Origin of the sequence: Nocardiopsis sp. MT53 (genome assembly GCF_019598965.1) — a bacterium.
Classification (GTDB): Bacteria; Actinomycetota; Actinomycetes; order Streptosporangiales; family Streptosporangiaceae; genus Nocardiopsis; species Nocardiopsis changdeensis.
On the sequence record NZ_CP080599.1, the window covers coordinates 6,542,907 to 6,569,036 of the forward strand.

The 26,130-nt window shown below is 74.8% G+C and carries 26 protein-coding genes; 12 read left to right on the top strand and 14 right to left on the bottom strand.

The window, feature by feature from the left end; translation table 11 throughout:
* Positions 1-30: 30 nt before the first annotated feature.
* Positions 31-678, top strand: a complete 648-nt coding sequence (locus K1J57_RS29415) for an RraA family protein (RefSeq protein WP_220561950.1) — start codon at positions 31-33, stop codon at positions 676-678.
* A gap of 134 nt (positions 679-812) precedes the next feature.
* Entirely contained in the window at positions 813-1,448 is a 636-nt protein-coding gene (locus K1J57_RS29420; RefSeq protein WP_220561951.1) for a histidine phosphatase family protein, read from the top strand.
* Positions 1,449-1,526: 78 nt separating this feature from the next.
* Here K1J57_RS29420 and aroQ read toward each other — a convergent pair whose 3' ends face one another.
* Positions 1,527-2,000, bottom strand: coding sequence for a type II 3-dehydroquinate dehydratase (aroQ, locus tag K1J57_RS29425; RefSeq protein ID WP_220561952.1), 474 nt, complete (start codon positions 1,998-2,000; stop codon positions 1,527-1,529).
* 139 nt (positions 2,001-2,139) lie between these two features.
* Between aroQ and K1J57_RS29430 the strand changes: the two genes are divergently transcribed.
* On the top strand, positions 2,140-3,948 hold the full coding sequence (locus K1J57_RS29430; RefSeq protein WP_220561953.1) for an acyl-CoA dehydrogenase: 1,809 nt from the start codon (positions 2,140-2,142) through the stop codon (positions 3,946-3,948).
* Positions 3,949-3,963: 15 nt separating this feature from the next.
* Here K1J57_RS29430 and K1J57_RS29435 read toward each other — a convergent pair whose 3' ends face one another.
* From K1J57_RS29435 to K1J57_RS29450, 4 genes are all read right to left on the bottom strand, one after another.
* On the bottom strand, positions 3,964-5,487 hold the full coding sequence (locus K1J57_RS29435) for an MFS transporter (RefSeq protein ID WP_305082821.1): 1,524 nt from the start codon (positions 5,485-5,487) through the stop codon (positions 3,964-3,966).
* Positions 5,488-6,337: 850 nt separating this feature from the next.
* Complete coding sequence (locus K1J57_RS29440) at positions 6,338-6,694, bottom strand: hypothetical protein (protein ID WP_220561954.1); 357 nt, start codon at positions 6,692-6,694, stop codon at positions 6,338-6,340.
* The gene (locus K1J57_RS29445) at positions 6,691-7,461 is read right to left on the bottom strand and encodes a MerR family transcriptional regulator (protein ID WP_220561955.1); all 771 of its coding nucleotides are present in this window, start codon (positions 7,459-7,461) and stop codon (positions 6,691-6,693) included. The genes K1J57_RS29440 and K1J57_RS29445 overlap by 4 nt, the downstream gene beginning before the upstream one ends.
* A 93-nt stretch (positions 7,462-7,554) precedes the next feature.
* Positions 7,555-8,817: an aromatic acid exporter family protein gene (locus K1J57_RS29450; RefSeq protein ID WP_220561956.1), complete on the bottom strand. Its 1,263-nt coding sequence runs from the start codon at positions 8,815-8,817 to the stop codon at positions 7,555-7,557.
* Between the two features lie 459 nt (positions 8,818-9,276).
* Between K1J57_RS29450 and K1J57_RS29455 the strand changes: the two genes are divergently transcribed.
* Positions 9,277-11,289 (top strand): ABC transporter ATP-binding protein, encoded by a 2,013-nt coding sequence (locus K1J57_RS29455; RefSeq protein ID WP_255646686.1) that lies wholly within the window; start codon positions 9,277-9,279, stop codon positions 11,287-11,289.
* Between the two features lie 498 nt (positions 11,290-11,787).
* A complete protein-coding gene (locus K1J57_RS29460) occupies positions 11,788-12,909 on the top strand; it encodes an SDR family oxidoreductase (protein ID WP_220561957.1) in 1,122 nt (373 codons plus the stop codon).
* A 917-nt stretch (positions 12,910-13,826) separates the two neighbouring features.
* Here the strand turns inward: K1J57_RS29460 and K1J57_RS29465 are convergent.
* Positions 13,827-14,327: a DUF2975 domain-containing protein gene (locus tag K1J57_RS29465; RefSeq protein WP_220561958.1), complete on the bottom strand. Its 501-nt coding sequence runs from the start codon at positions 14,325-14,327 to the stop codon at positions 13,827-13,829.
* 155 nt (positions 14,328-14,482) lie between these two features.
* On the bottom strand, positions 14,483-15,244 hold the full coding sequence (locus K1J57_RS29470) for an MBL fold metallo-hydrolase (protein ID WP_220561959.1): 762 nt from the start codon (positions 15,242-15,244) through the stop codon (positions 14,483-14,485).
* A gap of 229 nt (positions 15,245-15,473) precedes the next feature.
* On the opposite strand from K1J57_RS29470, the gene K1J57_RS29475 reads away from it, so the two are divergent.
* Positions 15,474-16,364 (top strand): dihydrodipicolinate synthase family protein, encoded by an 891-nt coding sequence (locus K1J57_RS29475; protein WP_220561960.1) that lies wholly within the window; start codon positions 15,474-15,476, stop codon positions 16,362-16,364.
* A gap of 402 nt (positions 16,365-16,766) precedes the next feature.
* Here the strand turns inward: K1J57_RS29475 and K1J57_RS29480 are convergent, their stop codons facing one another.
* A complete protein-coding gene (locus tag K1J57_RS29480; protein ID WP_220561961.1) occupies positions 16,767-17,336 on the bottom strand; it encodes a TetR/AcrR family transcriptional regulator in 570 nt (189 codons plus the stop codon).
* A 148-nt stretch (positions 17,337-17,484) separates the two neighbouring features.
* Here K1J57_RS29480 and K1J57_RS29485 point away from each other — a divergent pair, with 148 nt between their 5' ends.
* Positions 17,485-18,798, top strand: a complete 1,314-nt coding sequence (locus tag K1J57_RS29485) for an MFS transporter (protein WP_220561962.1) — start codon at positions 17,485-17,487, stop codon at positions 18,796-18,798.
* Between the two features lie 21 nt (positions 18,799-18,819).
* Here the strand turns inward: K1J57_RS29485 and K1J57_RS33805 are convergent, their stop codons facing one another.
* The 5 genes from K1J57_RS33805 to K1J57_RS29505 form a co-directional block, all read right to left on the bottom strand.
* Entirely contained in the window at positions 18,820-18,948 is a 129-nt protein-coding gene (locus K1J57_RS33805; RefSeq protein ID WP_255646687.1) for a hypothetical protein, read from the bottom strand.
* Positions 18,945-19,247, bottom strand: coding sequence for a hypothetical protein (locus K1J57_RS29490; RefSeq protein WP_220561963.1), 303 nt, complete (start codon positions 19,245-19,247; stop codon positions 18,945-18,947). The genes K1J57_RS33805 and K1J57_RS29490 overlap by 4 nt, the downstream gene beginning before the upstream one ends.
* 71 nt (positions 19,248-19,318) lie before the next feature.
* Positions 19,319-20,077, bottom strand: a complete 759-nt coding sequence (locus K1J57_RS29495) for an ABC transporter permease (protein WP_220561964.1) — start codon at positions 20,075-20,077, stop codon at positions 19,319-19,321.
* A 113-nt stretch (positions 20,078-20,190) separates the two neighbouring features.
* Positions 20,191-20,709: a hypothetical protein gene (locus K1J57_RS29500; RefSeq protein ID WP_220561965.1), complete on the bottom strand. Its 519-nt coding sequence runs from the start codon at positions 20,707-20,709 to the stop codon at positions 20,191-20,193.
* Positions 20,710-20,814: 105 nt separating this feature from the next.
* Complete coding sequence (locus K1J57_RS29505) at positions 20,815-21,390, bottom strand: ATP-binding protein (RefSeq protein ID WP_255646688.1); 576 nt, start codon at positions 21,388-21,390, stop codon at positions 20,815-20,817.
* 226 nt (positions 21,391-21,616) lie between these two features.
* Between K1J57_RS29505 and K1J57_RS29510 the strand changes: the two genes are divergently transcribed.
* The 3 genes from K1J57_RS29510 to K1J57_RS29520 all read left to right on the top strand — a co-directional run bounded on the left by K1J57_RS29510 (position 21,617) and on the right by K1J57_RS29520 (position 23,443).
* Positions 21,617-22,474, top strand: coding sequence for a DUF5753 domain-containing protein (locus tag K1J57_RS29510; RefSeq protein ID WP_220561966.1), 858 nt, complete (start codon positions 21,617-21,619; stop codon positions 22,472-22,474).
* A gap of 11 nt (positions 22,475-22,485) precedes the next feature.
* Entirely contained in the window at positions 22,486-22,770 is a 285-nt protein-coding gene (locus K1J57_RS29515) for a DUF397 domain-containing protein (RefSeq protein ID WP_370634694.1), read from the top strand.
* A gap of 184 nt (positions 22,771-22,954) precedes the next feature.
* Complete coding sequence (locus K1J57_RS29520; protein ID WP_220561968.1) at positions 22,955-23,443, top strand: DUF4265 domain-containing protein; 489 nt, start codon at positions 22,955-22,957, stop codon at positions 23,441-23,443.
* Between the two features lie 250 nt (positions 23,444-23,693).
* Here K1J57_RS29520 and K1J57_RS29525 read toward each other — a convergent pair whose 3' ends face one another.
* Complete coding sequence (locus K1J57_RS29525) at positions 23,694-24,611, bottom strand: SDR family NAD(P)-dependent oxidoreductase (RefSeq protein WP_220561969.1); 918 nt, start codon at positions 24,609-24,611, stop codon at positions 23,694-23,696.
* 109 nt (positions 24,612-24,720) lie between these two features.
* Here K1J57_RS29525 and K1J57_RS29530 point away from each other — a divergent pair, with 109 nt between their 5' ends.
* Together K1J57_RS29530 and K1J57_RS29535 are read left to right on the top strand one after the other, a co-directional pair.
* Positions 24,721-25,392, top strand: a complete 672-nt coding sequence (locus tag K1J57_RS29530) for a TetR/AcrR family transcriptional regulator (protein WP_220561970.1) — start codon at positions 24,721-24,723, stop codon at positions 25,390-25,392.
* A gap of 237 nt (positions 25,393-25,629) precedes the next feature.
* Positions 25,630-26,121: an SRPBCC family protein gene (locus K1J57_RS29535; protein ID WP_255646689.1), complete on the top strand. Its 492-nt coding sequence runs from the start codon at positions 25,630-25,632 to the stop codon at positions 26,119-26,121.
* The last annotated feature ends 9 nt before the right edge of the window (positions 26,122-26,130 follow it).

A 26,130-nucleotide genomic window follows, 5' to 3' on the forward strand; every position in this document is an offset into this window, starting at 1 on the left:
ACGCGCCCCACCGACCGGAAAGGACCCGACTTGTTCACCGTCAACGACATGCCGCGGCAGATCGACGCGTCCATCGTCTCCGAGCTGTCCCAGGTGTGCGTCTCCACCCTCGGCCACCTGCGCGACCACGGCTTCGCCCTGGGGCTGACGCCCAACCGGCGCCCGCTGAAGTTCGTCGGCACGGCCGTCACGGTGCGCATCCCGCACCTGGACTCCACGGCCGTCCACATGGCCGCGGACATGCTGCGGCCCGGCGACGTGCTCGTCGTCGACCAGTCCGGCGACCTCGCGCGGTCGTGCTTCGGCGGCCTGGTGTCCTACACCGCCAAGGCCCGCGGCGCGGTCGGCGCGGTCATCGACGGCTCGGTCAACGACCACGACGAGACCCTCGCCTACGACCTGCCCGTCCTCTCCCGCGGCTACAGCCCCCTGACCACCCGCATCGCCGGGATCGAGGGTGCGATCAACGTCCCCGTGAGCATCGCCGGCGCGGTCGTGCGCCCGGGGGACGTGGTGTTCGCCGACTCCGACGGCGTGGCGTTCCTGGCGCCGGAGGAGGCGGTGGGCCTGGGCGCCCTGCTCAAGGCCAAGGAGGACGCCGAGATCCCGGCGCGGGAGTCCATCTCCGCGGGTGGGTCCATCGCCGAGTTCTCCGGGGCCGCCGCGTACCGGCCCTGACGGACGCCCCGTGGAGGGGGCCGGGGACCGCCGGCCCCCGGCCCCCTCCGCGTTCCCGCCCTCGGTGCGCCCCGGCCCGCCCCCGGCCCGCCCCCGGGCGCCGCGGCCGCGGGCCGCACTCGTACTCTGGGGCGATGCCGAGCATCTACCTCATCCGCCACGGCAAGGCATCGCCGGAGGCGGAGGACTACGACGAGCTGAGTCCCACCGGATACGAGCAGGCGCGGCTGCTGGGCGCCGAGCTCGAGCGACGCGGGCTGCGCCCGGGCCCCGTCTTCTCGGGGTCGCTGCGCAGGCAGCGCCAGACCGCGGCGACCGCCCTGGCCGAGGCCGGGATCGACGCCGTGCCGACGGTCGACGAGCGCTGGAACGAGTACGACCACCTGGGGCTGCTGGCCCGGCACCCCGTCGCCGAGGGCACCCTCCAGGAGCGGTTGGACGCCGGGCTGTCGGCGTGGATGGCCGCCGGGGGCGACGGGCCGGGCAGCTGGGAGGCGTTCCGCGGCGGGGTGCGGGCGGCGCTGGAGGACACGGTCGCCGGACTGGGCCGGGGCGAGACGGCCCTGGTGTTCACGTCGGCGGGGGTGGTCGCGGCGGTGTGCGCGGCGCTGCTGCGGACCCCGGCGCACGGGTTCCTGGAGCTGAACCGGATCGTGGTGAACGGGTCGCTCACCAAGGTGGTGCACGGGCGCGGCGGCACCCGGCTGCTGTCGTTCAACGACCACGCGCACCTGGAGCGGGCCGGGGCGGCGCTGACGACCTTCCGCTGAGGCGGGTGTGCCGCGCGTCCGTGCGCCCCATGGAAACCGACCGGTCGGTACCGGAGGGCGCGCGGACGCGCGCGGGCCTCAGCCCAGGGTGCCGCGTTCGGCCGCCCGGCCCAGGACCGCGCGCAGCGCCAGCTCGTAGCCGGGCACCCCGCAGCCGGCGATGTACCCGGCGGCCACCGGGGCGGTGACCGAGGTGTGCCGGAACCCCTCGCGGGCGTACACGTTGGAGATGTGCACCTCCACCACGGGCGCCTCGATGGCGTCGACGGCGTCGCGCAGGGCGATGCTGTAGTGGGCGTACGCGCCGGGGTTCATGACCACGCCGGCCCAGCCGCGGGCGGCGTGCAGCCGGTCGACCATCTCCCCCTCGCCGTTGCTCTGCGCGCAGACCACCTCCACGCCCAGCTCCCTGCCGAGCGCGGCGACCCGGGCCTCGACCTCGGCGAGGGTGGTGGTGCCGTACTGGCCGGGGTCGCGGGTGCCGAGCAGGTTGAGGTTGGGCCCGTTGAGCAGCAGGACGGTGCGGGACGGGTCGGCGGCGGGAGTGGACACGGGGCTCCTTGTCGAAGGCGGTCGGACGTGCACGCCCAGCGTAGGACCCCGGGCTCCCCGGCGGCCCCGGCCGCCCGGCGGGTTCCCCGAACGGATACCATACCGACCAGTCGGTCAATCACTCCGAGGAGGCGACCCCGTGGCGTCCACCCTGCTGTCCGCGCGCGACCTGCGATTCCTGCTCTACGAATGGCTCGACGCCGAGTCCCTCACCCGGCGCCCCCACTACGCCGACCACTCCCGCGAGACCCTCGACGGCGCCCTGGAGCTGGCCGAACGCGTCGCCACCGACCACTTCGCCCCGCACAACAAGGCCAACGACGCCAACGAGCCGCGCTTCGACGGCGAACGCGTCCACGTGATCCCCGAGGTCAAGAAGGCCCTGGAGGTCCTGGCCGAGACCGGCCTCAACGCGCTCGGCCTGCCCGCCTCCGTGGGCGGCGGGCAGATCCCCCACGTGGTGGCCAGCGCGTGCAGCGCCTGGTTCCAGGCCGCCAACCTGGGCTCCTCCGCCTACCCCTTCCTCACCGTCGGCAACGCCCGGCTGCTGCTCGCCCACGGCACCCCCGAGCAGGTCGACACCTACGTGCGGCCCATGGTGGAGGGCCGGTTCACCGGCACCATGTGCCTGTCCGAGCCGCAGGCCGGCAGCTCCCTGGCCGACATCACCACCCGCGCGCAGGACGCCGGGGACGGCACGTACCGGCTGTTCGGCAACAAGATGTGGATCTCGGCGGGCGACCACGAGCTCACCGAGAACATCGTCCACCTGGTGCTGGCCAAGATCCCCGGCGGCCCGCCCGGGGTCAAGGGCATCTCGCTGTTCATCGTGCCCAAGTACCTGGTGAACGCCGACGGGTCGGTCGGCGAGCGCAACGACGTCGTCCCCGCCGGCCTCAACCACAAAATGGGCTACCGCGGCACCGTCAACGCGCTGCTCAACTTCGGCGAGGGCGCGCACACCCCCGGCGGGGAGCCCGGCGCGGTCGGCTACCTGGTCGGGGAGCCGCACCAGGGGCTGCGCTACATGTTCCACATGATGAACGGCGCCCGGATCGGGGTGGGGGCGGGCGCCGCCGCCGTCGGCTACACCGGGTACCTGAAGTCGCTGGCCTACGCCCGCGAGCGCCTCCAGGGCCGCCCGCTGGGCGACAAGGACCCGGCGAACCCGCCGGTGCCGATCATCGAGCACACCGACGTGCGGCGGATGCTGCTGGCGCAGAAGAGCTACGTGGAGGGGGCGATGGCCCTGGTCCTGTACTGCGCCCGGCTGGTCGACGAGGCCGCCACCGCCGACGGCGCCGCGGACCGCGAGCGGGCCGACGCCCTGCTGGACGTGCTCACCCCCCTCGTCAAGAGCTGGCCCTCGCAGTGGTGCCTGGAGGCCAACAGCCTGGCGATCCAGGTGCACGGCGGCTACGGGTACACGCGCGAGTACGACGTGGAGCAGCACTACCGGGACAACCGACTCAACGCGATCCACGAGGGCACCCACGGGATCCAGGCCCTGGACCTGCTGGGCCGCAAGGCGGTGCAGGGCGGCGGGGCCGGGCTGGGGCTGCTGGTGGAGACCGCGCGCGCCACCTCCGCCCGGGCCCGCGGCCTGGGCGGGGACGAGGCGGAGTTCGCCGGGCTGCTGGACGCCGCCCTGGACCGGGTCGTGCGGACCACGGCGGAGGCCTGGGCGAACGGCGACCCGGCGGAGGCGCTGGCCAACGCCACCCCCTACATGGAGGCCGTCGGGCACGTGGTGGTGGCGTGGATGTGGCTGGAGCAGCTGGTGGCCGCGCACGGCAGGAGCGACGCCCCGGGCGAGGCGTTCTACACGGGCAAGCGGGCGGCGGCCGCGTACTTCTTCCGGCACGAGCTGCCGCGCACCGGGCCGCGGTTCGACCTGGTGTCCTCCCGCGACCGCACCGTCCTGGACACGCCGGCCGACGCCCTCTGACCCGGGCCCCGGCCCTCACCCGCGATCACCCGCCGCCACGGCGGCGGGTGACCCGGCGGGGGCGACGAGGGCGCCCAGCAGCGCGACGGCCCCCAGGGCGAAGAACACCGGCGCGTAGCCTCCCGCGGCCCCGGCGGCGAGCGCGCACACCCCCGGCGCGAGCGCGGCGGCGAGCGCGATCGGGGTGTGCATGATGCTGTTGAGCGTGGTGTAGTGCTCAGGGCCCCACCGGTCGGCGATCGCCGTGGCCTGCACCAGCGTGAGCAGGCCGCGCCCGGCGCCCACCGCGAGCGCCGCCGCGAACAGCGCGGCCGGGGCGGCGCCCGCCAGGGCGAGCACCGCCGTGAGCACGGCCCCCGACGCGCAGACCAGCAGCACCGCCACCGCCCGCGTCCCCGGACGGCTGCGGAGCTCCCAGGGGGCGTAGACGAGGCGGCCCAGCACCTGGCCGATACCGGTGGCGCCCAGGACCCAGGCCGCCTCGGCGGTGCCGAACCCGTGCTCCCGCAGGAACGGGACGAGGTCGACGACCACCGCGTGGACGGTGAAGGCGCCCAGTGCCAGGGCCGCGGTCAGCGCCCAGAACGCCCGACCGGCCATCACCCCGCGCACGGCCCGGCGGCCGGACTCCGGATCGCCGTGGGGCGTCCACTCCGCGCGCAGCGCCCACAGGTGCAGGGGCGCCACGACCAGGGCGACGAGGGCCGCCAGGGCCAGGAGGGCGGCGCGCCAGCCGAGGTGGGCCTCCAGCAGCGCGGCGAGCGGCGCGAACACCGTCCCGGCGAACCCCCCGACCAGGGTCAGGGTGGTGACCGCGCGGACCCGGGCCGACCGGTACCAGTGGGTGAGGGCGGCGAACGCGGTCGGGTAGAAGAGCCCGGCGGCGGCGAGCCCCGCCGCCTGCCAGGCCGCCGCGAACACCCACAGCGACGGCGCCAGGGCGCAGGCGGCCAGCGCCGCCGCGCCCAGGACCGCGGCGGCGGTCATCACCGGCCGGGGGCCGCGCAGGCGCAGCCAGCGGCCGACCAGCGGGGCGGCCAGGGCCGCCAGCACCTGGGAGCCGGAGAAGAGCGCGGTGAGGACGATGAGGGACCAGCCGGTGCCGAGGGAGACCGCGGGGGCCAGCACGGGGAAGGCGTAGAACAGCGCGCCCTGGCTGACGGTGACGGTGACGCACAGGGCGGGCAGCGCCCGCCGCGCCCCCGGCACCGGCCCGGGGGCCGCGGCGTCGGCGGGCGCGTCCGCCCCGCGGGCGGACGCGGGACCACCGGGGGTCCGGCCGGACGCGCGGGGTGCGCGGCGTGCGCGGGCGGGCGGGTCGGGCGGGTCCTCCCCCGCCGGCCGGGCCGTGTCGTCGGTGCTCGGGCGGGGGCCGGGGACGGCGCCCGGCCGGGGCGGGGCGGCGCGGCGGTCGCGCCCGGGCGCCCGGAGCCGCGCGCGCGTCTCCGGGGCCGCCGCCCCCGCGTGGACGGGGGCGTCCACGGAGGCGCGCGGCAGGGGGAAGGGCTGGTGGGAGGGGGGATCGATCTGTACGGTCACTGCGTTCCACGCTTTCCGGTGGTCGGGGCGGCGTCGGGAGGCGCCCCGTTTCCGGGTACGGCAAGGGCCCGGGCGGTGATGGCGGGATGCCGCTCGGGGGTCGCCGAAGGACCGCGGGTGCTGTGCGGGGCACCGGCGGTGCGGACGCGGCCGGGGACCGGCGGCGCGTCACGGGGCGCGTCGGGAGGGGGCGGTCCGGGGGCGTGCCGGACACGGGGCGCGCGGTGCGGGGGCCGGTCCGGGAGGACCGCCGCGGGGACGCGGCGCGATGGCCCGCCGGGGTGCGGGCCGCGCCGCCCCGCGCGCCGCCCTCCTCAGGAGCGGGAGGGTCCGCCCGCCGCGGCGGTGGGCGCGCGGCGGGGCCCGGGTCTTCTCACCGGGCGGGAACAGGCGCGGGGGCGGGCGAACGGAACGGGGGCAGGGGTCCGTCGGGTCTGCAAAAGTCTCCTGTCAGGACGTTCCGGGAGAACCGGACACGGAGGGTCACGTTGTGTGTTCCCTACCCCGATCACCGAGGACTCCATTCATCTCCCGGCCACTTTCCCGTCACCTGGAATTCCAGGTCGCCCCCGCCGAGCAGCCGCCCGGGGCCGCCGCCCACCGGCGGCGGCCCCGGGCCGGGGACGCCATCCGGCCGGGGTCCCCTGCCTCGGCGACCGGCGCTCGGGCGGGACCCGGTGCTGTGGAAGGCCGTTCCGGCCCGGGCGGGCCCGTACGCCGGACGGCGGAACGGCGCCCCAGGGCCCTGCCGCGGCGACCGGCGCTCGGGCGGGCCCGCCCGCTGAGGCGGCGGGCCGGGCGCCCGGGGATCTCCAGCCGCAGCGACCAAGGCTCGGGCGGGGCCCGGCACTCAGGCGGGGCGCAGGCGGCCGGGCTCGGGGACGTCCAGGGTGAAGACGTGCCCCAGGTCGGCCTCCTCGTAGCCGAAGTCGGCGTTGGCCACCCGCATGCGGTCGGGGCCCACCTCCACGATCCGCACAGTGATCGGCTCGGCCCGCCCGGGCAGCTCCAGCAGCCAGCGGTCGGCCAGGTAGGCCAGCCCGCGGGCGTCCAGGGCGGCGCGGGCCTCGGCCTCGGCGGACGGGGCGCCCGCCGCGTGCCCGAACGGGGTCATCGGGGTGTAGGCCCCCGCGCCCGCCGGGGCGAGGTAGCCCAGGACCTCGCCGTCCTCCTCCCGGCGGTGCGCCGTCCAGTGGGGCGGGATCACGTCCCCTCCCTCCGGGTGTCCAGGCGGGCCAGGGCGTAGGCGGCCATGGCCTCGCACTGGTAGTCGGCCAGCCCCGGCGCGACCGCCTCGTACACCTCCCGCCAGGGCCCCTCCTCGGCGTACACGCGCCCCAGGTGGGCGAAGGCGTCGGCGTCGGGCGTCCACATGCGGGAGACCCGCAGGTAGTGGTCGTGCACCTCCGCCTGCACGGCCGGGTCGGTGACCGGCCGCCCCGCCGCCAGGTGGGCGGCCATCCGCTCCAACTGGGCGGCCAGTCCGGCCCGGTCCGCCTCCCAGTCGGCCGGGGCCCGGCCGTCTGCGGCGCGGGCCGCCTGCTCCCACTGGGCCGGCCACTGCGCGCGGGCGCGGTCGGTGTAGGCGGCGGTGTCGAATCCAGCGAAGAGCGTCTCGGGGTCGAGCGCGCCCATGGTCCCCTCCTCCTCCAGTGCGTCCAGGGTGCGGCGCACGGTGGTGACGAGGGTGTCGACGCGGTCGCGTTCGGCCAGCAGGTCGCGCAGGTGGGCGCGCAGCGCCCCGGCCGGGTCGCCGCCGGCGTCGAGCACGGCGGCGATGTCGGCCAGGGGCAGCCCCAGCTCGCGCATGAGCAGGATGCGCTGGAGCCGCAGCAGCTCGGCGCGGCCGTAGTGGCGCACCCCGCCGGCCCCCACCGCGGCGGGCCGCAGCAGGCCGATGCGGTGGTAGTGCCGCAGGGTCCGCGAGCTGACGCCGGTCATCCGGCACACCTGCCCGGTCGGCCAGGTCGGCATGACCGCTCCCCTCGTCGGACCGGTACCTCCGGTCCGGTCACCGACGTTAGGCGTTGACCCCGCGTCAACCGCAACCCCGGACGCGCCGGCCCGTCAGCCGGGCGGCCCCGGGCGCCAGCGGCCGAAGCGCCGGGGCCCGCCCGGCCTGCGCGGCCCCGGCCCCCAGCGGGCGAAACGGTCCCGGACCGGTCCCAGGCGGGGGTGCCAGCGCAGCCACGGCAGCCAGGGCACCCCCGGCGGCGGCGGGATCCTCGGGTCCTCCAGGTCGCCCTGGAGGACCTCCTCCACCTCCTCGAACCGGATGCCCGCGAACAGCATGATGTCGGTGGCGACCATCTCCACCGCCAGGTGGGTGGCCTGGGTGACCTGGTCGTCGTCGGGCCGCCCCGGCCCGTACATGCGCGCGGTCATCAGCGCCTGCTCCACCGCCTGCTCGCGGGCCTCGCGGCTGCTCAGGTCGTCGGCGAGGGTGGCCAGCACGTCGGCCATGCCGGACACGATCGGGACCAGCTCGCGGCGTTCGTGGGCGCCCATCGCGGCGGTGCTGCGGCACAGGAACAGGCAGCTCTCCCCGAGCAGGATGAGGCGCTCGATGATCTCGTCCTCGTCCAGCACCGGCTGCGGGTCGCCCCAGCGGATCGTGGACAGCCGGATGGTGGTCATGCTGGCCTCGCGGGCGCGGCTCAGCTCCGCCATCGGCCGGCTGAGGTCGCCGAGCCGGTTGACCATCTGCTGGCTGGAGACGTCGCCCTCCTCGTCCAGGGCCTGGGCGACGCCGGTGAGCATGCCCGACATCTCGCCGAGCGCGTCCACCTCGATGCGCCGCAGCAGCGCGACCAGCCGGGCGGGGAACAGCAGCTGGCTGAACACCAGGGCGACGCCCGCGCCGATGAGGGCGTCGACGAGCCGGTCGATGCCGGGGCTGCCGTCCCCGATGAAAATCGTGGTCAGGATGGCGCTGGCCGCGGCCTGCCCGATGACGATGCGCTCGGCGTTGATGGCGACGGCCACGAGCATGGCCAGCAGGGTGGCCGCGCTCATGGTGACGAGTTCGCCGACGTCCGCGGCCAGGGCGAGCTCGCCCGCGCCGATGCCGATGAACACCCCGGTGAGGAGTTTGAGGGCGTTGGAGCCGCGTTCGCCGCCGGAGGCGTTGAGCGCGATGACGGCGGCGATGGGGGCGAAGAACGGGCTGTGGTCCTGGACGAGGCCGCCGGCGACGGTCCAGGCGATGACGGCCGCGAGGGTGGCCTGCACCACCGACCAGGTGTGGGCGGTGAGGCGGTCGCGGACCACCGCCGTTGTCTGCTCGATCCGGTGCCGCAGGTCACGGGTGCGCGCCCGAAGACCAGCCATGTACCACCTCTCCCTCACCGGAGTCCGGACGCCGTGGCGGGGGGCGGGCGCGGTCGCGGTTCCATTGATATCGGCACGGGTCGGGAGAGTGCGGGTTCTGCGTGATCGCCGCGTTTCGCGCGGGGCGCGTACCCGGACACGGAACCCGAACGGGCATCAAGAAGACAAAGGGCCTCTTGACACTCATACGGCGAACTCCGTGACGTTCTCCCCCGGTCGGTGACAGGCGGCGCGACGACCCCCGGAAGGGCACCGGAGACCGCATCGAACACGGATTCGGATCGCCCCTTACCCGGCCGGTCCGGGCCCCTCCCGACCGCCGGACGCGCGTGTGCGCCCCCGGCGGGACCCTCCGTGGCCCGATGCGGTCGGACCGCAATCGGTCGCCCCCTCCCCCGGCGACGGACCGGACCGTCATGATCGGCCTGTCCCCGCCACGGAAACGGAGAGGAACGCCTGTTGCAGGACCACGACACCAACGCCGACGCCGACACCGGAGCCGGGAACGATCCAGGGCACGATGCCTCCTCCGGATCCCCCGACGCGGACGCCGAGCGGCTCGCCACCTCGGAGTACCGGATGTTCCGCGAACGGGCCCGCCAGGCCACCTGGTGGTCGATGGCGCGCCGGATGCCCGTGCTGGTCGGTCGGGCCCTGGCCGTGGGCCGCCGGGCGGGGCCCGGAGACCTGGCCGCCACCGTCGTGTTCGGGCTGGGGATGGGCGCGGCCACCGCGTGGGCGCTGGTGGCGACCAACGCCGTCCTGGAGGAGGTGTTCGCGGCCGTGCCCACCCCCGACCGGGTCCGGGCGGCGCTGCCCTCCCTGCTCCTGCTCGCGGCGGCCCTGCTCGCCCGGGGAGCCTGCGGGGCGCTGGCCGGGCGCGCCCAGGCCCGACTGGAGCCCAAGGTGGTGCTGGCCGCCGAGCGCCGGTTCAACGAGACGGTCACCGGGGTGGAGGCGGCGGCCTTCGACGACAGCGCCTTCAACGACCACGTGTTCCGCGGGTACGCCACCGGCTGCGACCAGATGGGGGTGCTGGTCCGCACGAGCCTGGACGTGCTCACCGGCCTGGTGGCGATCGCCGCGGCCGCGGGCGTGCTGGGCACACTGCACCCGGTGCTGCTGCCGCTGATCCTGGTGGCGATGGTCCCCCAGTGGTGGAGCTCGGCGGCGTCCGCCCGGCTGCGGTACCGGCTGACGCTGAGGCTCACCGAGGTCGTGCGCCGCAAGTTCATGCTCCAGCAGCTGATGATCGACCGGCGCACCGCCGCCGAGCTGCGCTCGTACACGATGGGCCCGCGGCTGCGCGCCGAGTTCGACCGGTTCGCCGAACGGGAGCTCCAGGCCCGGTTGCGGCTGGCGACGCGGATGGCGCTGATCCGGGTGGCGGGCGGGGCCCTGGGCGGGGCCGCCACGGTGGTGGTGTTCGTCGCGCTGGGGGCGCTGCTGGTCGAGGGGGTCGTGCCGATCGCGGCGGCCGGGGCGGCCGTGGTGGCGGTGCGGGTCGCCCAGGGCGCGCTGGGCACGGTGCTGGTGTCGGTGGGCCAGGTCTACGAGGCGGGGCTGTACGTCGCCGACCTGGTGGAGCTGGAGGAGAAGGCCCGCGAGCGCACGCCCCGCCGGGACCTTCCGCCCGCCCCGGAGGGGTTCGCGGAGATCCGGGTGGAGGACGTGACGTTCTCCTATCCCAAGGCGGACGGGGACGGGGACGGCGCCACGGGTCCGGCGCTGGCCGGGGTGGACCTGGTGCTGCCCCGGGGGCGGACGGTGGCGCTGGTCGGCGAGAACGGGTCGGGCAAGAGCACCCTGGCCAAGCTGCTGTCGGGGCTGTACACGCCCGACGCCGGACGGGTGTGCTGGGACGCGACCGACCTGGCGGGGGTGGACGCCGACGACCTGCGCTCGCGGATCGCGGTGATCGCCCAGGACCACACGCACTGGCCGATGACGGCGCGCGGCAACGTGGTGATGGGCGGCCCGGAGGACGACCCGGAGCGGTTGGCGCGGGCGGCCGGGGCCGCGCACGCCGACACGGTGGTGGCGGACCTGCCGCGCGGGTGGGAGACGCTGCTGGACAAGCGGTTCGCGCACGGCCACGAGCCGTCGGGCGGGCAGTGGCAGCGGCTCGCGGCGGCCCGGGGGTTCCACCGGGGAGACGACGGGGCGGCGGTGCCGCTGCTGATCGCTGACGAGCCCACGTCGGCGCTGGACGCCCGGGCCGAGCACCGGTTCTTCTCCTCGCTGCACGCGCACGCGGGACGGACGGGGGCGACGGTCGTGCTCATCACGCACCGGTTGGCGTCGGTGCGGATGGCCGACGTGGTCGTGGTGCTGGAACGGGGGCGGGTGGTGGACCGGGGGTCCCACGAGGAGCTGATGGAGCGGGGCGGCGTGTACCGGGAGCTGTGGGACCTCCAGGCGCAGGCCTACCGTGAGCGGGAACGCGCCCAGGAGCCCGACCCCACCGGCTGAGCCGGAGCAGCGGTGTTCGGTGGACGGCGTCCGGCGACCGGTGGGGCCGCCGGACGCCGGTCGTGGCCTCCGTGGCCCGTTCCACTCCGGGGCGGAACCGGGCGGGGAGGGGCGGCACGGGCCGGGCGGGACGGAGCGGGACAGGGCGGGCCAGGACGGGGCGGCACGGAGCGGGACAGGGCGGGGCGGCACGGAGGGGGACGGGGCGGCACGGGCCGCCCGCTGTTTCGGCCCGCGCGGTCCCGGGTAGCCGCGTCCCTACACAACGGGTCCGCAGGACGGCGGTGCTCAGGGGCGCTGCCACGGGGGACCGCGCGGGGCGCGTCCGGCGCTCCCCGCCCGAGGGCCTGCGGGGGTTCGCTCCGCAGGAACGGACCGGCCGCGCGGTGCAGGAACGGACCAGCCGCGCGGCGCAGGAACGGACCAGCCGCACGGTGCAGGAACGGACCGGCCCCGCGGCGCGCGGAACCGGAGCAGACGCGAAGGAGGCGACCGGTGATGAAGGCGAAGACCGTCCTGGTCCCGCTCCTGGCGGCCCGGGCGGCGTCCCGGTTCCGCCGGGACGAGCCACAGCAGGCGCGGCGGAGCCGGAGCGGCGGGGTACTGCCCTGGGCCGCGGCCGGCGCCGCGCTGGGCGTCGGAGCGGCGGCGCTGGCACCACGGCCGCACACCACACGGCTCGCCGGGCGGGTCGCCCTGGTCACCGGCGGCTCGCGCGGGCTCGGCCTGAGCCTGGCCCGGGAGTTCGGCGAGCGCGGCGCGTCCGTGGTGGTCTGCGCGCGCGACGGCGACGAGCTGGACCGGGCCGTGATCGACCTGGAGGCGCGCGGCGTTCCGGCCCGCGGCATCCGGTGCGACGTGCGCGACCCGGAGGGGGCCGAGCGCCTGGTGAAGGAGGCCGAGGCGGCCTTCGGCCACCTGGACTTCGTCGTCAACAACGCCGGGATCATCCAGGTGGGCCCGCAGGAGGTGCTCACCGAGGAGCACTTCCGCGACGCGATGGAGACCATGTTCTGGGCCCCGCTGCGGATCTCCCGGGCCGCGATCGGCCCGCTGTCGCGGACCGGCGGCTCGCTGGTGACCATCACGTCCATCGGCGGCCACCTCAGCGTGCCGCACCTGCTGCCGTACTCGTGCGCCAAGTTCGCCGAGGTCGCCCTGTCGGAGGGGCTGGGCGCGGAGCTCGCGCGCCGGGGGGTGCGGGTCACCACGGTGGTGCCGGGGCTGATGCGCACCGGTTCGCACCGGGCGGCGGTGTTCTCGGGGAACGCCGAACGCGAGTACAGCTGGTTCGCACTGGGCGCCGGCCTGCCGCTGGTGTCGGCGGGCGCCGGGCACGCCGCCCGGCGGATCGTCGAGGCGGCCGCGCGCGGGCGCCCGTACCTGGTGATCACTCCGCTGGCGGCGGCGGTCGTCGCGGCGCGCGGGCTGTGCCCGTCGCTGGTGCAGCGGCTCATGCGGGTCATGGCCGGGGTCCTGCCCGGCCCGCCGGAGGAGCCCGCTGAGAAGCGGGGCGCCGAGGCGGACGAGGGGCTGGTCAACGGCGCCGTGCGGACGGCCGCCGTGCTCAACGAGCGGGCCGCCGACGACCTCAACCAGGAGCCCCGGCACGGAGGCTGACCCGGCCGCCGCCGCGGTGCGGTGCCGCTCGGCCGCCACGCGGTCCGCCGGTGAAGGAACGTGTGACCGGGCGGCCGCGGAAGACCTCGGGTAGAGGTCACCGGTCAAGGCTTCTCGGGAGCAGCCCGCCTTGCCGAGACAGGGCGGTCTCGCGACCACCGGTCGAATCCGAGCAGGCGATCGCGCGCGAACGACCGCGACAGACGTCCACGGGCGGGCGGCCCTACCGGCTCCCGCGCCCGATCACCCGCTCGGCGCCGCGCGGCCTGCTGAAGCCCGGAATCCCGACGGAGCCCGCCCGGAACCCGGCGCGAACGCCCAAGCGCGGACCACGCGCGGGATCCGCGGGCCGTGGCCGCGGCGTTGAACGGGCGGCCGCGGAAGACCCCGGGTGGAGGTCACCGGTCAAGGCTTCGCGGGAACAGCCCGCCTTGCCGGGACAAGGCGGTCTCGCGACCGCCGGGCCTATCCGAGCAGGCGATCCCGCGCGAACGACCGCGGCAAGCGCCCACACGGGGGCGCCCCTACCGGCTCCCGCGCCCGATCACCCGCTCGGCGCCGCGCTGGTGGGCGGCTGGGCAACGAAGGGGTCGCGCGGCCGGGCGACACCACGGCCTCCTCTCCCGGTTCCGCCGACCGTTCCGGCAAGGCCATCGTCCGGCAGCCCTCGTGCGCCGTGGACGGTCGGGGCGCGAGCGGAGGCAGGATCGGGGCCCAGAGCCCGCGCGTACCGGTTCGGCGGGCCGATCCGACCATCCGGATAGGCCATCCGGTTCAGTGGGACGATCCAGCCATCCGGATGGACTATCCAGTTGACCCAACCGGATCGGCTATCCGGTTCGGTGGGTCGATTCGACCAACCGGATGAGCCATCCGCTTCAAAGGGGCGAAGCGATGAACCGGATACGCCATCCGCCTCAGACGACCTCGGACATCTCCGACTGCAGGTCGGCCGCCTTGCGCAGCAGTCCACGCATGAGGATGAGCAGCAGGGCGAAGCCGACACCCCCGGCGGTGGTGACGACGGCGGCGCCCAGCGCGCCGATCAGCTCCATGCCGTCGGCGGGAGAGGGGATGTTCGAGTCCACCAGCAGGTGCCCGGTGACCCCTGCGGTGATCAGGGACGCCGCGAGGGTGGCGCCGATGATGACGTCCACCCAGAAGAAGGCCCGCCGGGTGAAGATCGCGTCGCGCTCGACCATCGCGAGCAGCACCCACACGGCGACCAGGGCGACCTGCACACAGGCGACACCGAGAACGGCAAGGGTGACATAGGGGAGTTCGTAGGGAGCGTAGGGAGGGAAGCTTTCGACCTCGCTGGCGGCGACACCGGGGATGACGACGATCTGGCCGAAGAGGCCGGTGAGGATCGCCATCGCGACGCCGGCCCGCAGGACCAGGGTGATGTAGCTGCGCATGCATCGAGTATCGATAGGTACCTATCGAAAGTCAATAGGTCCGGTGCAACTCGTTCGTCCGGGTAGACAGCCGTGAACGCCACGCGGTTCTCCCCCGATCCGGCGGGCCCCGCCCGGTCCCGCCCGGCACCGCCGCGCGGGCGGCCCCGGGCGCCCTACTGGATCCCGCGCGCGATCGCCTCCTCGGCCGCCGCGCGCGGCCCGCCGGCGAAGGGGTCGCCGTGGCCGGGCAGCACCACGGCCTCCTCCCCCAGTTCCGCCAGCCGCTCCAGCGAGGCCATCGCCTGGGCGCCCTTGTGCGTGGACATCCGGCTGATCGTGGTCGGGCCCTTGCGGCCGGTGGTCGGGTCGTAGGTGACCAGCGCGTCCCCCGTGAACACCACACCGCGGTCGTTCCAGACGAACACGGCGCTGCCCGGGGTGTGCCCGGGCGCGCCCACCACCCGCGGGCTCCCGGGCACCTCCTCCAGGACCTGGCCGTGGACGAACGTGGAGTACTCCGGCACCGGCGGCGCGTTGAACGCCCCCGACCCCTCCAGGTGCGCGAGCAGGCGGGCGGCCCGCGGACGGCGCAGCAGGTAGGGCAGCATCGAGCGCTCGGGAGGGGCGTGCACGATCGCCTGCGCGGGGCCGCCGCCCAGCAGCGGCGCGTCGCCCTCGTGCACCCACACCGCCGTTCCCGAGTGCTCCAGGACGCGGGCGGCCAGACCGATGTGGTCGGGGTGGCCGTGGGTGAGCAGGACGGCCCGCAGCCGCCCGCCCACCCGGGACGCAGCGTCCAGAAACGCGGAGCTGTGCGTGGGCAGCCCGGCGTCGACGAGGACCAGGCCCTCGTCGGTGTCCACGAGATAGAAGTTCACCACCTCGTCGCCGAGGCGGAAGACACCGGGGGCGACCTCGTCGGGGATGCTGCCCATATGGTCCTCTCGGCGGCTGAAGGAGCGCGTCGCCCACCGGGGGCGTCCCCCTTTCTCTATCGGAGCGGCCGCCGAAGGTGGGCGAGCGACACTCCCCGTGACCGGGCGATCACCATCACAGGGCGCCGGGGGCGAGGGGCGACGCGGTAGTCTTCCCGCCGCCGGGTCCCGGACCCGGCCCGCCCGGCGGCGCCCCCGCCGGACCGCCCGACGATCCACGGAAGTGCCCATGTTCACCGGCCTCAGCGCCTTCCCGCTCACCCCGATCCACCGCGACCGCGTCGACGAGGCCGCCTTCGCCGGCCTGGTCGGGCGCCTGGCCGGGGCCGGCGTCGACTCGATCACCGCCCTGGGGTCGACCGGCTCCTACGCCTACCTCACCCGCGACGAGCGCGCCCGCGTGGTCCGGCTGGCAGTGGAGCACGCCGGGGAGGTGCCCGTCCTGGCGGGCATCGGCGCCCTGCGCACCTCGCACGTCCTGGAGTTCGCCGAGGACGCCCAGCGGGCCGGGGCGTCCGGTGTGCTGCTGGCACCGGTGTCGTACCAGGAGCTCACCCCGGACGACGTGTACGGCCTCTACGAGGACGTGACCCGCGCCCTGTCCGTGCCGCTCGTCGTGTACGACAACCCGCGGACCACGCACTTCTCCTTCACCGACGACCTCTACCGCGACGTCGCGCGGCTGCCCGGCGTCGCGTCGCTGAAGATCCCCGGGGTGCCCGCCGACCCGGCGGAGGCCGCCCGGCGGGTGGCCCGGCTCCGGGAGCTCCTGCCCCAGGGCGTCACGGTCGGCGTGTCCGGGGACGCCTTCGGCGCCACCGGGCTGAACGCGGGCTGCGACGCCTGGTATTCGGTCGTCGGCGGCACCCTGCCCGCCCCGGCCCTGGAGATCGTGCGCGCCGCCCGGTCCGGCGCGGCGGAGCGGGCCGAGGAGCTCTCCGCGCGCCTTGGACCCCTGTGGGACCTGTTCGCCCGGCACGGCAGCCTCCGGGTGACCGCGGCGATCGCCGAGCACCTGGGGCTGGTGCGCGGCCCGAGCCTGCCGCTGCCGCTCCGCGGCCTCGGCCCGCAGGACCGCGACCGCGTCGCCCGCGTCGTCAACGAGCTGGGGCTGGAGTAGGAACCGGGACCAGGCCGGGCAGGCCCTACGAACCCGGAACCAAGAGTCGACGTGCGGGCGGTCGAAACGGCCGCTGCTTACAGCGGCCCGGAACGAACCGCGGCCGACCTGGCACGTCACCCGTCCGCACCAGCCTCGGGAATCCACTCGGGCGACCTGCGACGTCCACCGCCCGGAGTAGCCCGCAACCGCCGGGCGCGACAGCAACCCGAAGCGGCCTACGGCCGATCAGGTAGGGCGTACAAGCCCGGAAACGGGAGCCGACGCGCGGGCGGCCGGGCACGACCGCCGCCCGGAACGACCGTTCGCAACAGCGGCCCGGGGCGCCCCCCGGCCGACCGGGCACGCCACCCGCCCGAACCACCCCGAGCGGCCGCCGTTCGGGGCGCCCGCGGGGCGCCCTCAGCCCTCGGCGGGGCCGCCCGGCGACGGGACGGCGGTGATGCGGGCGACGGCGTCCGCCGTCAGCGCGCGGTCGTGGGGCTCCAGCTCCAGGGCGCGGTGGATGGTCAGCCCCTCGATGAGCGCGTCGACCTGGCGGGCGGTCAGCGGGTCGAAGTGGAGCTCCAGGGCGCGCCTGCTACGGAGCATCCACGCCCGGGTGAGCTCCCGGTAGGCGGGGCGGCGGGCGGCCAGGGTGTACAGCTCGTGGGTGAGGACCAGCTCGCGCGGAGAGGTCATCAGCTCGTCGTGGACCAGGGCGGTGACGGCCTCGCGGGCCTCCTCCAGGTTCCGGGCCCGGACCAGGCGCTGCTCGAACCTGCGGCTGAGGTCCTGGGCGAAGCGGGAGAACACCTCGCGCAGCAGCTCGTCCATGCCCGCGAAGTGGTAGGTCATCGAGCCCAGCGGGACCTCGGCGCGGGCGGCCACCTTGCGGTGGGAGGTCCCGGCCACGCCCTCCTCGGCGATGAGGTCGGCGGCGGCGGCGATGATGCGCTCCCTGCGCTCGGGGTCCACCCGTCCGGTCGCCACCCTGACTCCTCTCCGCCGCCGGTTCCGACGGGGCCATTCTCGCGGATCCCCGGGGTGCGCGGTCTCGATCCGCGCCTCCCCGGAGTGTACGATCGTACGCGACAGGTGTACGGTCGTACACCTTCTGCCGTTCCCCTGGAGGACTCCCATGAGCGCGCCGGACTCCCCCGCCGCACCCGCCGGGCGCGCGCCCGTGGACCGGAGCGTCCGCCGCGCCCGCGCCGCGGTGTCGCTGCTGTTCCTCACCAACGGCGCGCTCTACGCCAACCTCGTCCCCCGCTACCCGGAGATCAAGGCGGCGCTGGAGCTGGGCAACGCCCAGTACGGGCTGGCCATCGCGGCGTTCCCGGCGGGCGCGCTGGTGGCGGGGATGGCGGCGGGACCGGTCATCCGCCGGTTCCGGTCGTCCCGGGTGGCGGCGTTCGGAACGGTGCTGACGGCGCTGTGCATGCTCGGCGCGGCGGTGGGCCCCACGTGGGCGCTGCTGGCGGGGGCGCTGTTCCTGGCGGGGGCGTTCGACGCGGTCGTGGACGTGGCCCAGAACGCGCACGGGCTGCGGGTGCAGCGGCTGTACCGGCGGTCGGTGCTCAACTCGTTCCACGCCCTGTGGAGCGTGGGCGCGGTGATCGGCGGCCTGATGGGCGCGGCGGCCACGGGGCTGGGGGTGTCCCCGGGCGTCCACCTGGCGGTGGCGGCCGTGCTGCTGTCGGCGACGGCGCTGACCGCCTACCGCTGGACGCTGCCGGGGCCGGACCGCGAGGAGGCCGCGGAGGCCGACGGCGGGGCCGAGCAGGAGGTCCGGGGGGTGAGCGGTGCGGCCTGGACCAGGTACGCGATCCTGGCGGCACTGGCCGTCATCTCCATCGCCGGGATCATGGTGGAGGACGCGGGCAGCACCTGGGGTGCGGTGTACCTCTCCGACCACCTGGGGGCGCCGGCGTCGCTGGCGGCGTTCGGGTACATCGCCCTGGTGGGGGCGCAGTTCGTCGGCCGCATGGCGGGCGACGCGCTCACCGACCGGTTCGGGCAGCGCGCGGTGGCCCGCGCGGGCGGGGCGATCGCCGCGCTGGGGCTGGGCGCGGCACTGCTGTTCCCGAGCGTCCCGGGCACGATCGCGGGGTTCGCGGCGGCGGGGTTCGGCGTGGCGACGCTCATCCCGTCGGCCATGCACGCGGCCGACGAGCTGCGCGGGCTGAAGCCGGGGACCGGGCTGGCGCTGGTGAGCTGGCTGATGCGGATGGGGTTCCTGTGCTCGCCGCCGGTGGTGGGGGCGATCGCGGACGCGACGACGCTGCGGACGGGCCTGATGGTGGTGCCGGTGGCGGGTGTCGTGGTGGTGCTGTTGGCGGGCGTGCTCGCCGACCGCTCGGGCCGGGCGCCGGGCGGCCGGGCGCCCCGGGTGTCCGAAGGGGCCCCGCCGAAGGCCGCCGCCACGGGCGCGGAGCCCTCCGCGAGGCCGTAGCGCCCGGGCGGCCCCACGGCGTCAGTCCTCCGGGGAAGTGTCCCCATCCTGGAACACGCCGACCAGTGCGAGCAGCCCGGCCCGCGTCCCGGACACCTCCACCTCACCGGTCGTCTCCGCGTACCGCGCCCGCGGCGCAGCGTTCCTCATGCCGCCCCGACCAGGCGCCGAACCTCCGCGACGGTCCGCGCCAACTGCCGGTCATCGACGGGGGTGACGTCGTCGGGGGTGTCCCAGGTGGACGTACGGAGGTCGTGGTGGCGCTCCAACTCCGCGGCGAGTTCACAGGCCCGCTCGTAGAGGGGGCCGCGGCGCGAGGTCACCTCGGCCGCGCCCGGCACGAGGAGGCCGGCGACCCGGTCCAGCCCGGCCGTGCCGCTCTCGTGGTCGGCGAGCACGGCGCCGACCCACTCCCGCCACCGCGCCCGCTCGTACTCCCGCTCGCCCATCCGCCGCACGCGCCCTTCCGTTCTCCGGACCGGTACGGCCCAGCATGGCAGAGGCGTCGCGTGCCCGGGCCTCACTCCCTTTCCGGAACCGGGAGGGCCCCGCAGGCCACCAGTTCCACGGTGAGCACGATCGCCAGGCTCTCCACCAGCAGCAGACCCGCCAGGACGAACACCTGGACCGCCCCGGCCTCGAACGGCGTCGCGCCGCCGAGCAGCATGCCCACGAACGCCCCGGGCAGGGTCACCAGGCCCACGGTCCGGGTCTGGTCCAGCGCCGGGAGCAGCGCGGAGGCGGCGGCGGGGCGGCCGATCTCCAGGGCGGCGTCGCGCGGCGACAGGCCCAGGGACAGGGCGGCCTCGACCTCGCCCCTGCGGGTGCGCAGCTCCTCGGTGGCCCGGCGCCCGGCCAGGACCGTCGCGGTCAGCGCGCCGCCGGTGAGGATCCCGGTCAGCGGGATGACGGCCAGGCCGCTGACGGGGGTCAGGCCGGTGAGCAGCAGCGCGACCACGACGGGGACGATCGGGAGGCAGACGGGCAGGAACGCCCACAGGGGCCGCCACCGGGCGGAGGTGATGCGGCGTCCGGCGGTCAGGGAGGCCACGGTGAGCATGACCGCGACGAAGCCGAGGGTGAGCGGGCCGGAGGAGACGACGGCCGCGATGAGGAAGGAGACCGCGCCCAGTTGCAGGACCGCGCGGCCGCCGGCGCGCAGCACGGCGAGGCCGTGGCCGAGGCGGCCCAGCGCGGACACCCCGGCCGCGGCCGCGACGGCCACCACGACGGCGACGGCCAGCGCGGGCCCCACCACCAACAACTCGGACTCGCCCATGGTCCTCCCCTGTCGCCCGGCGCTCTCCCGCAAGCGAGCGTCGCACACGGGCGCCCCCGGGGACACGGCCGCGGGCGGTGTCGGAAGGACACCGCCCGCGGCGACCCCGGTTGTCAGGAGACCTCCCCGACACCCGGGTTCAGAGCCAGGTAGGCGCGGATTCGGTCGGCCAGCTCGACGAACTCGCCCTGGTCCGTGGCCGGGGGCGCGGCCGGGTAGTCCTCCGGCTCCGCCGGGCGCGGCCGGGGGACGAGGTCCAGGTAGGGGCGGACCAGGGCTCCGGCGATCCGGTCGGGGTCGGTGTCCGTCAGGTCGCTCGGGCCGGTGAAGGCCTGTCCCCAGCGGGCGGATGCATCGGAGGCTCCGGCGGGCCGGGTGTTCCGGTCGGGGGATCCGGGCGGGGCGGCGAGCAGGTCACCGCACCCGGGAACGTCTTTGTGTTCGGATGCGGCTGGGAATGGGTGCGGCTTTCGGTCGGCTCGGCGGGGGACGAAGAGCGCGGTCAGGGCTGTGGCAAGGAGTGCGGCGGCCAGGGCCCACACGCGTGCGGGCATGCCGGTGCAGGGCCGCCGGTGGCGGCCGGTTGTAGGGTGTTCCACGGTCATCTCCTGGCTGGTGCAGGTGGTGATCACGCCCCGATCCGGTGTTCGCGCACCGGTCGGGGCACCTGTGTTCTCGGGTGTTGTGGGGGCGGGTGTCATTGGCCCGGTGGGGCTGCGCTTCCCGCCCGCACCGGTTCAGGCCGCAGTGGTCCAGGGGTTGTCGGTGAGGTCGTAGGCGAGGAAGAACCACACCTGGCGGTGGTCGGCGATGCCGTTGTCTCCCCAGGAGGTGGCCAGGGCGTCGACCAGGGCGAGCCCCCGACCCGATTCGGCGACCACGTCCAGCCCGGCGGGGTCGGCCACCAGGTACTCGCGCCGTCCCTCCGGGGTGGTGCGCCCGTCCGGGCGCCCCTGGTCGGTGCAGGTCAGGCGAAGTCCCGTGCGGCTGCGCTCGCAGCGCAACGTGAAGGTCCCGAACGGCCGCCCCGAGCGGGAGTGGGTGAGCGCGTTCGCGGCCAGCTCCGAGCCGAGCAGGGTGAACAGGTACCGGTAGTCGGCGTCCCGTTCGGCGGCGCTGGCGTCCAGGAACGCCCGCACCAGCGGCATCAGCTGCGGCGAGGACCCGAACTCGTAGGAGCGCACCTTGTAGTGCGCCCGGCGGGCGTGCGGGGTGAAGTAGTGCCGGCACCGCCGCGGCACCAGCTCCCCGAGGGGGAGGGTCACCTCCGGCAAGGACGGCATCGGCGGGGGCGAGGGAACGATTGCGAGCATGACGAAGACACTCCTTGCACAAGGTGGAAGAACAGAGGTTCCGCCCGCTCGCCCCCGGGGGGTGTTCACGGTTGCAGCAGCACAGGGCACGGGCAGGTCGTAGCCTGATCGGCAGGAGCACTCCGTCACCTGACGATCACCGGACACATCCATAGTGCAACTCAGATTTCGAGCAGTCAACCGGTTCAACTCGAAATCTGAGTTTGCTTGAACGTAGGATCCCCTCATGCAGAGCCCGATCAGCCCCAGCGTCCGCCGCCGTCGCCTGGCACGAGAACTCCGGCGCCTACGCGAAGCGCACGACCTCAAACTGGCCGCCGCAGCCAAAGCGTCCGGTGTTCCCCTGTCCACCCTCAGCAGCATCGAGAACGCCACAGCCCGGCGCATCCGCACACGCGACATCGACGCCCTCGCCGACCTCTATGGCACCACCGACGACGTGCGCGCCGCGCTCCACAGGCTGACCCGGGAATCCAAGGAAACCGGGTGGTGGTCCAGCTACAAGGACATCTTCGGCAGCAACGCCCTCCCCGACTTCGAAGCCGAAGCCTCCATGCTCCGCCGCTTCGAAGGCCTCACCCTCCCCGGCCTGCTCCAGACACCCGAATACGCGGCAGCCGTCTTCCGCGCCGGTCGCGCCATACCGGAAGCCGATGTCGAACGCCGTGTTCAGGCCCGTATGGAGCGCAGGAACATCTTCAACCGGATCAAGCCCCCGCACCTCATCGCGGTCATCGACGAAGGGGCTCTACGCAGGGTCATCGGCGGCCCCACCGTCATGCAAGCCCAGCTGGAGCACTTGAAGAACATGGCGCTACGCCATCACATCGACGTTCAGGTGCTGCCCTATTCCGCGGGCGCTCACCTCGCTCTCGCGGGCCCCTTCACCATCCTGGACTTCCCAACCCCCATCGACCCTCCCCTGGTGTACGTGGAGACCGCGGTCGACGGTCTCTATCTGGACCAAACGGACGACGTAGAGCGATATAACGTGGCATTCAGCAACGTTCAGGGAGTCGCCTTGTCCACCGCCCTGTCGTTCGAGCTCATCGAAGACGTCCTGAAGTCCCTGGAGAGTACGTGACAGCCAACGAGCTGGAGTTCCGCAAGAGCAGCTACAGCGCACAAGGCCAGGAATGCGTCGAAGTCGCCCGCTTCCGGAAGAGCAGCCACAGCGGTGTCAATGGCGATTGCGTCGAGGTCGCACACCTGCCCGCGAACTTCCGAAAGAGCGGCTACAGCGGTGGCAACAACGAGTGCGTCGAGGTCGCCGACCTGCCTTGCGGGGCCGCCGTCCGCGACTCCAAGCACCCCGCCGACGGGCACCTCCCCTTCCCTGCGTCCGAGTGGACCGCCTTCCTCCACTCCACCAACGGCTGACCCCGATCCACCTCCCCCACCCCCGCAACGCCACCGACGCCCGGCAAGGCCCTCCGGCCTCCGCCGGGCGCCGCTGTCCTCAGCATCAACGCGCCTCCGGCATGCGCCCACGGTCCTGGCCGAGGTGTCCGCCTTCCCCTACTCCGCAGTCCGGCCCGGTGATCGCGATGTGGATGATGATTCGGTGACGAACCTCGGTGACGACTACATGAAGGTCCACTTCCGCATGGACACGGACGAGAACGGCTGGCCGCCGGCGAACGTCGAGAGCCTATGGGCTGTCGACCTCGGCGACGACACGGTGCGCCTGGACAACACACCCTGGTTCGTCCGCGGAATCGCCCGCGGCGACATCGTCAGGATGCGGCCGGACGGTAACGGCATGCTCTGGGCCGGGGAGACGGTCCGGCCATCGCAGAACTGCACCATCCGCCTCATCGTGTTGAGGGACAACGGCTCGGCCGCCGCTCGGCAGAGCGTGCTGGAGACTTTCCACCGCCTCGGCGCGACCGGCGAAGGCATCGAGCGGTTCCGGATGGTGGCCCTGGAGGTCCCACCGCATGCGGACCTTCCGAAAATCCGCGAACTGCTGGAGCACGGCGAGACGGAGGGGTGGTGGCACTGGGAAGAAGGATGTGTCACCGCCGCTTGGAAGGCCGCTGCGCGAGCCTGAGGCCACCGGCCCCCTGCACAGCGGCGGCGATGCGACTCGGCGGGCGCCGCTGCACCCGGAGCAGCAGGCCACCACGCACGCGCAGATCGTCGGGGATGCGCGCTCCGAAGGCCCAATGCGTTTCGAGGACGGGTCGAGGCCGACCGGTCGCAGCGGTCGCCGTGCACGCCGTCGTCCCGGCCCCGACCTGCGGGCGCGGGGCGGCCAAGTCAGAGACCTCCCCCGGACCGAAGGCCGTCCCCTCGCCGCCCTACGCCGTGGCGACCGCCCCGACGGGGAACGTGACGCCGGTGAGGTCCTCGGAGACGGCCCACAGCCGCTGCTGGACGGCCACCTCGTACGACTCCGGGCTGGAGGCGACCAGCCGGGGGTGGCCCTTGACCTCCGTCCGCCCGCCGGGGCCGTAGTACTGGCCGCCGAGCACCCCCGGGTCGGTGGCGGCGCGCAGGGTCGGCAGGGCGCCCATGGCCGGCGTCTGGGTGATCAGCGGCGCCATCCACGTGACGGGCAGGCGGAGCGCGGCGGGGGCGTTGCGGGTGAGTTCGGTGTCGGACAGGCCGGGATGCGCGGCGACCGCGACGGTGGTGCCGCGCGCGGCGAGCCGGCGCTGCAGCTCGTACGTGAACATCAGGTTGGCCAGCTTGGACTGGCCGTAGGCGGCGACCCGGCTGTACGACCGCTCCCAGTGCAGGTCGTCGAAGTGGACGGCGGCCCGGATGCGGTGGCCGGTGCTGCTGACCGTCACCACACGGGAGCCGGGCACCGGCAGCATCAGGTCGAGCAGCAGCCCGGTGAGCGCGAAGTGGCCGAGGTGGTTGGTGCCGAACTGCATCTCGAAGCCGTCGGCGGTGGTCCGCTTGGGGGTGTACATCACCCCGGCGTTGTTGATCAGCAGGTCGAGCCGATCCAGCCGGGACCGCAGCTCCGCCGCCGCGGCCCGGACGGAGTCGAGCGAGGCCAGGTCCAGCTCCTGCACGGTCACGTCGCCGCCCATGCGGGCCGCGGCCCGCTCGCCCTTCCCGGTGTCGCGCACGGCGAGCACCACGGACGCCCCGCGCCCGGCGAGCGCCCTGGCGGTCTCGTACCCCAGCCCGGTGTTGGCCCCGGTCACCACGGCCACCCGTCCGCGCTGGTCGGGGATGTCCGCCGTCGTCCACTTCTCGCCCATGCCAGGCCTCCGACCAAATAAAGTACCGCGAGTATCTTTCATTCGCGACACTAAAGTACCCCCGGTACGCTGTCAACGTACCGGGGGTACTCAAGCTAGGCTGGCGATCGTGACTTTCCAGCGGGCGCGGACCGAAGAGCAGCGGGAGATCCGCCGGCGGGCGATCCTCGACACCGCCTCGGCGATGCTGGACGAGATGCCCGTCGCCGCGGTCACCCTGAACGAGCTCAGCCGCCGGGTGGGCCTGGCCAAGCCGAACGTGCTGCGCTACTTCGAGTCCCGTGAGGCGGTGCTGCTCGAACTGCTCGACCGCTACCTGCGCGAGTGGCTGGCGGAGCTGGCCGGGGAGCTGGCCGCCGGCGTCGACGGGGACCTGCCCATGGCCGAGCGGGCGACGGCGGTGGCCGGGGTCCTCAGCCGCTCGCTGTCCGGCCGGGTGGTGCTGTGCGACCTCTTCGGCGCCCAGGCCGCCGTCCTGGAGCACAACGTCTCCGTCGAGGTCGTGGCGCGCTACAAGCGCGCCTCCCTGGACCGCCTGGCCACCATGGCCGACCTGGTCCGGAAGTACCTGCCGGAGCTGGGCGAGAGCGCGGCCCTCTTCGGCCTGCAGACCATGGCCATGGCCGGTACGTTCTCGGCGTACAGCACTCCCCCGCCCAGCCTCCGGGCGGCCTACGAGGCCGAGCCCGACCTGGCCCGCTTCCACCTGGGGTTGGAGGACTCCCTGAGGCTGGCCCTGACCGCGACCCTCCTGGGCGTGCTGCCCCGCGACCGGCCCTGACCGGACGCCGCCCCGCGCCGAGTCCCTCGGAGCGGTGCGGCGTCCCCCGCGTTTCCCGGCGCCGGATCACCGGGCTCCGGGTTCCTGTCACCCCCGGCGGGCATCATGGGACGTCGTGGCCCCTCCGCGTTCCGCCGCGAGCGGCCGTCCCCGGCCCAGGGGCGGGCCCACCGGTCCGCCGGTGGCGAACCGGGGCACGTCGCCGCCGCAGCCGGGCACCTGGAGGGAACGCGCGCCGTGAAGTACACCAACTCGATCGAGATCGCCCTGCCCCGGGAGAGGGTGGCCCAGCTGCTGGCCGACCCGGCGCACCTGCCGATGTGGCTGCGGGACCTGGTGGCGCACGAGCCGCTGAACGGGGTGCACGGAGAGCTCGGCACCGAGTCGCGGGTCGTGATGCGGTCGGGGAAACAGGAACTCGAGTGCGTCGAGACGATCACCCGCCGGGAGCCCGCGGACCTGCACGCGATCCCCGAGGGGACCGTCGTCCACTTCGACCGCGAGATCGTCGGCGCGGGCATGTGGAGCGTCGTGCGCGATTCGCTGACCGAGGCCGGCCCGGAGAAGACGCTCTGGGAGAGCGAGAGCGAGTACCGGTTCAGCGGCCTGCTGATGCGGCTGATGGCGCTCCTCATGCCCGGCGCCTTCCACAAGCAGTCGCAGCGGCACATGGAGGACTTCAAGGCGTTCGCCGAGCAGGGGAGGGACGTCCGCGAGGAGAGGGGCTGACCGGCCGCC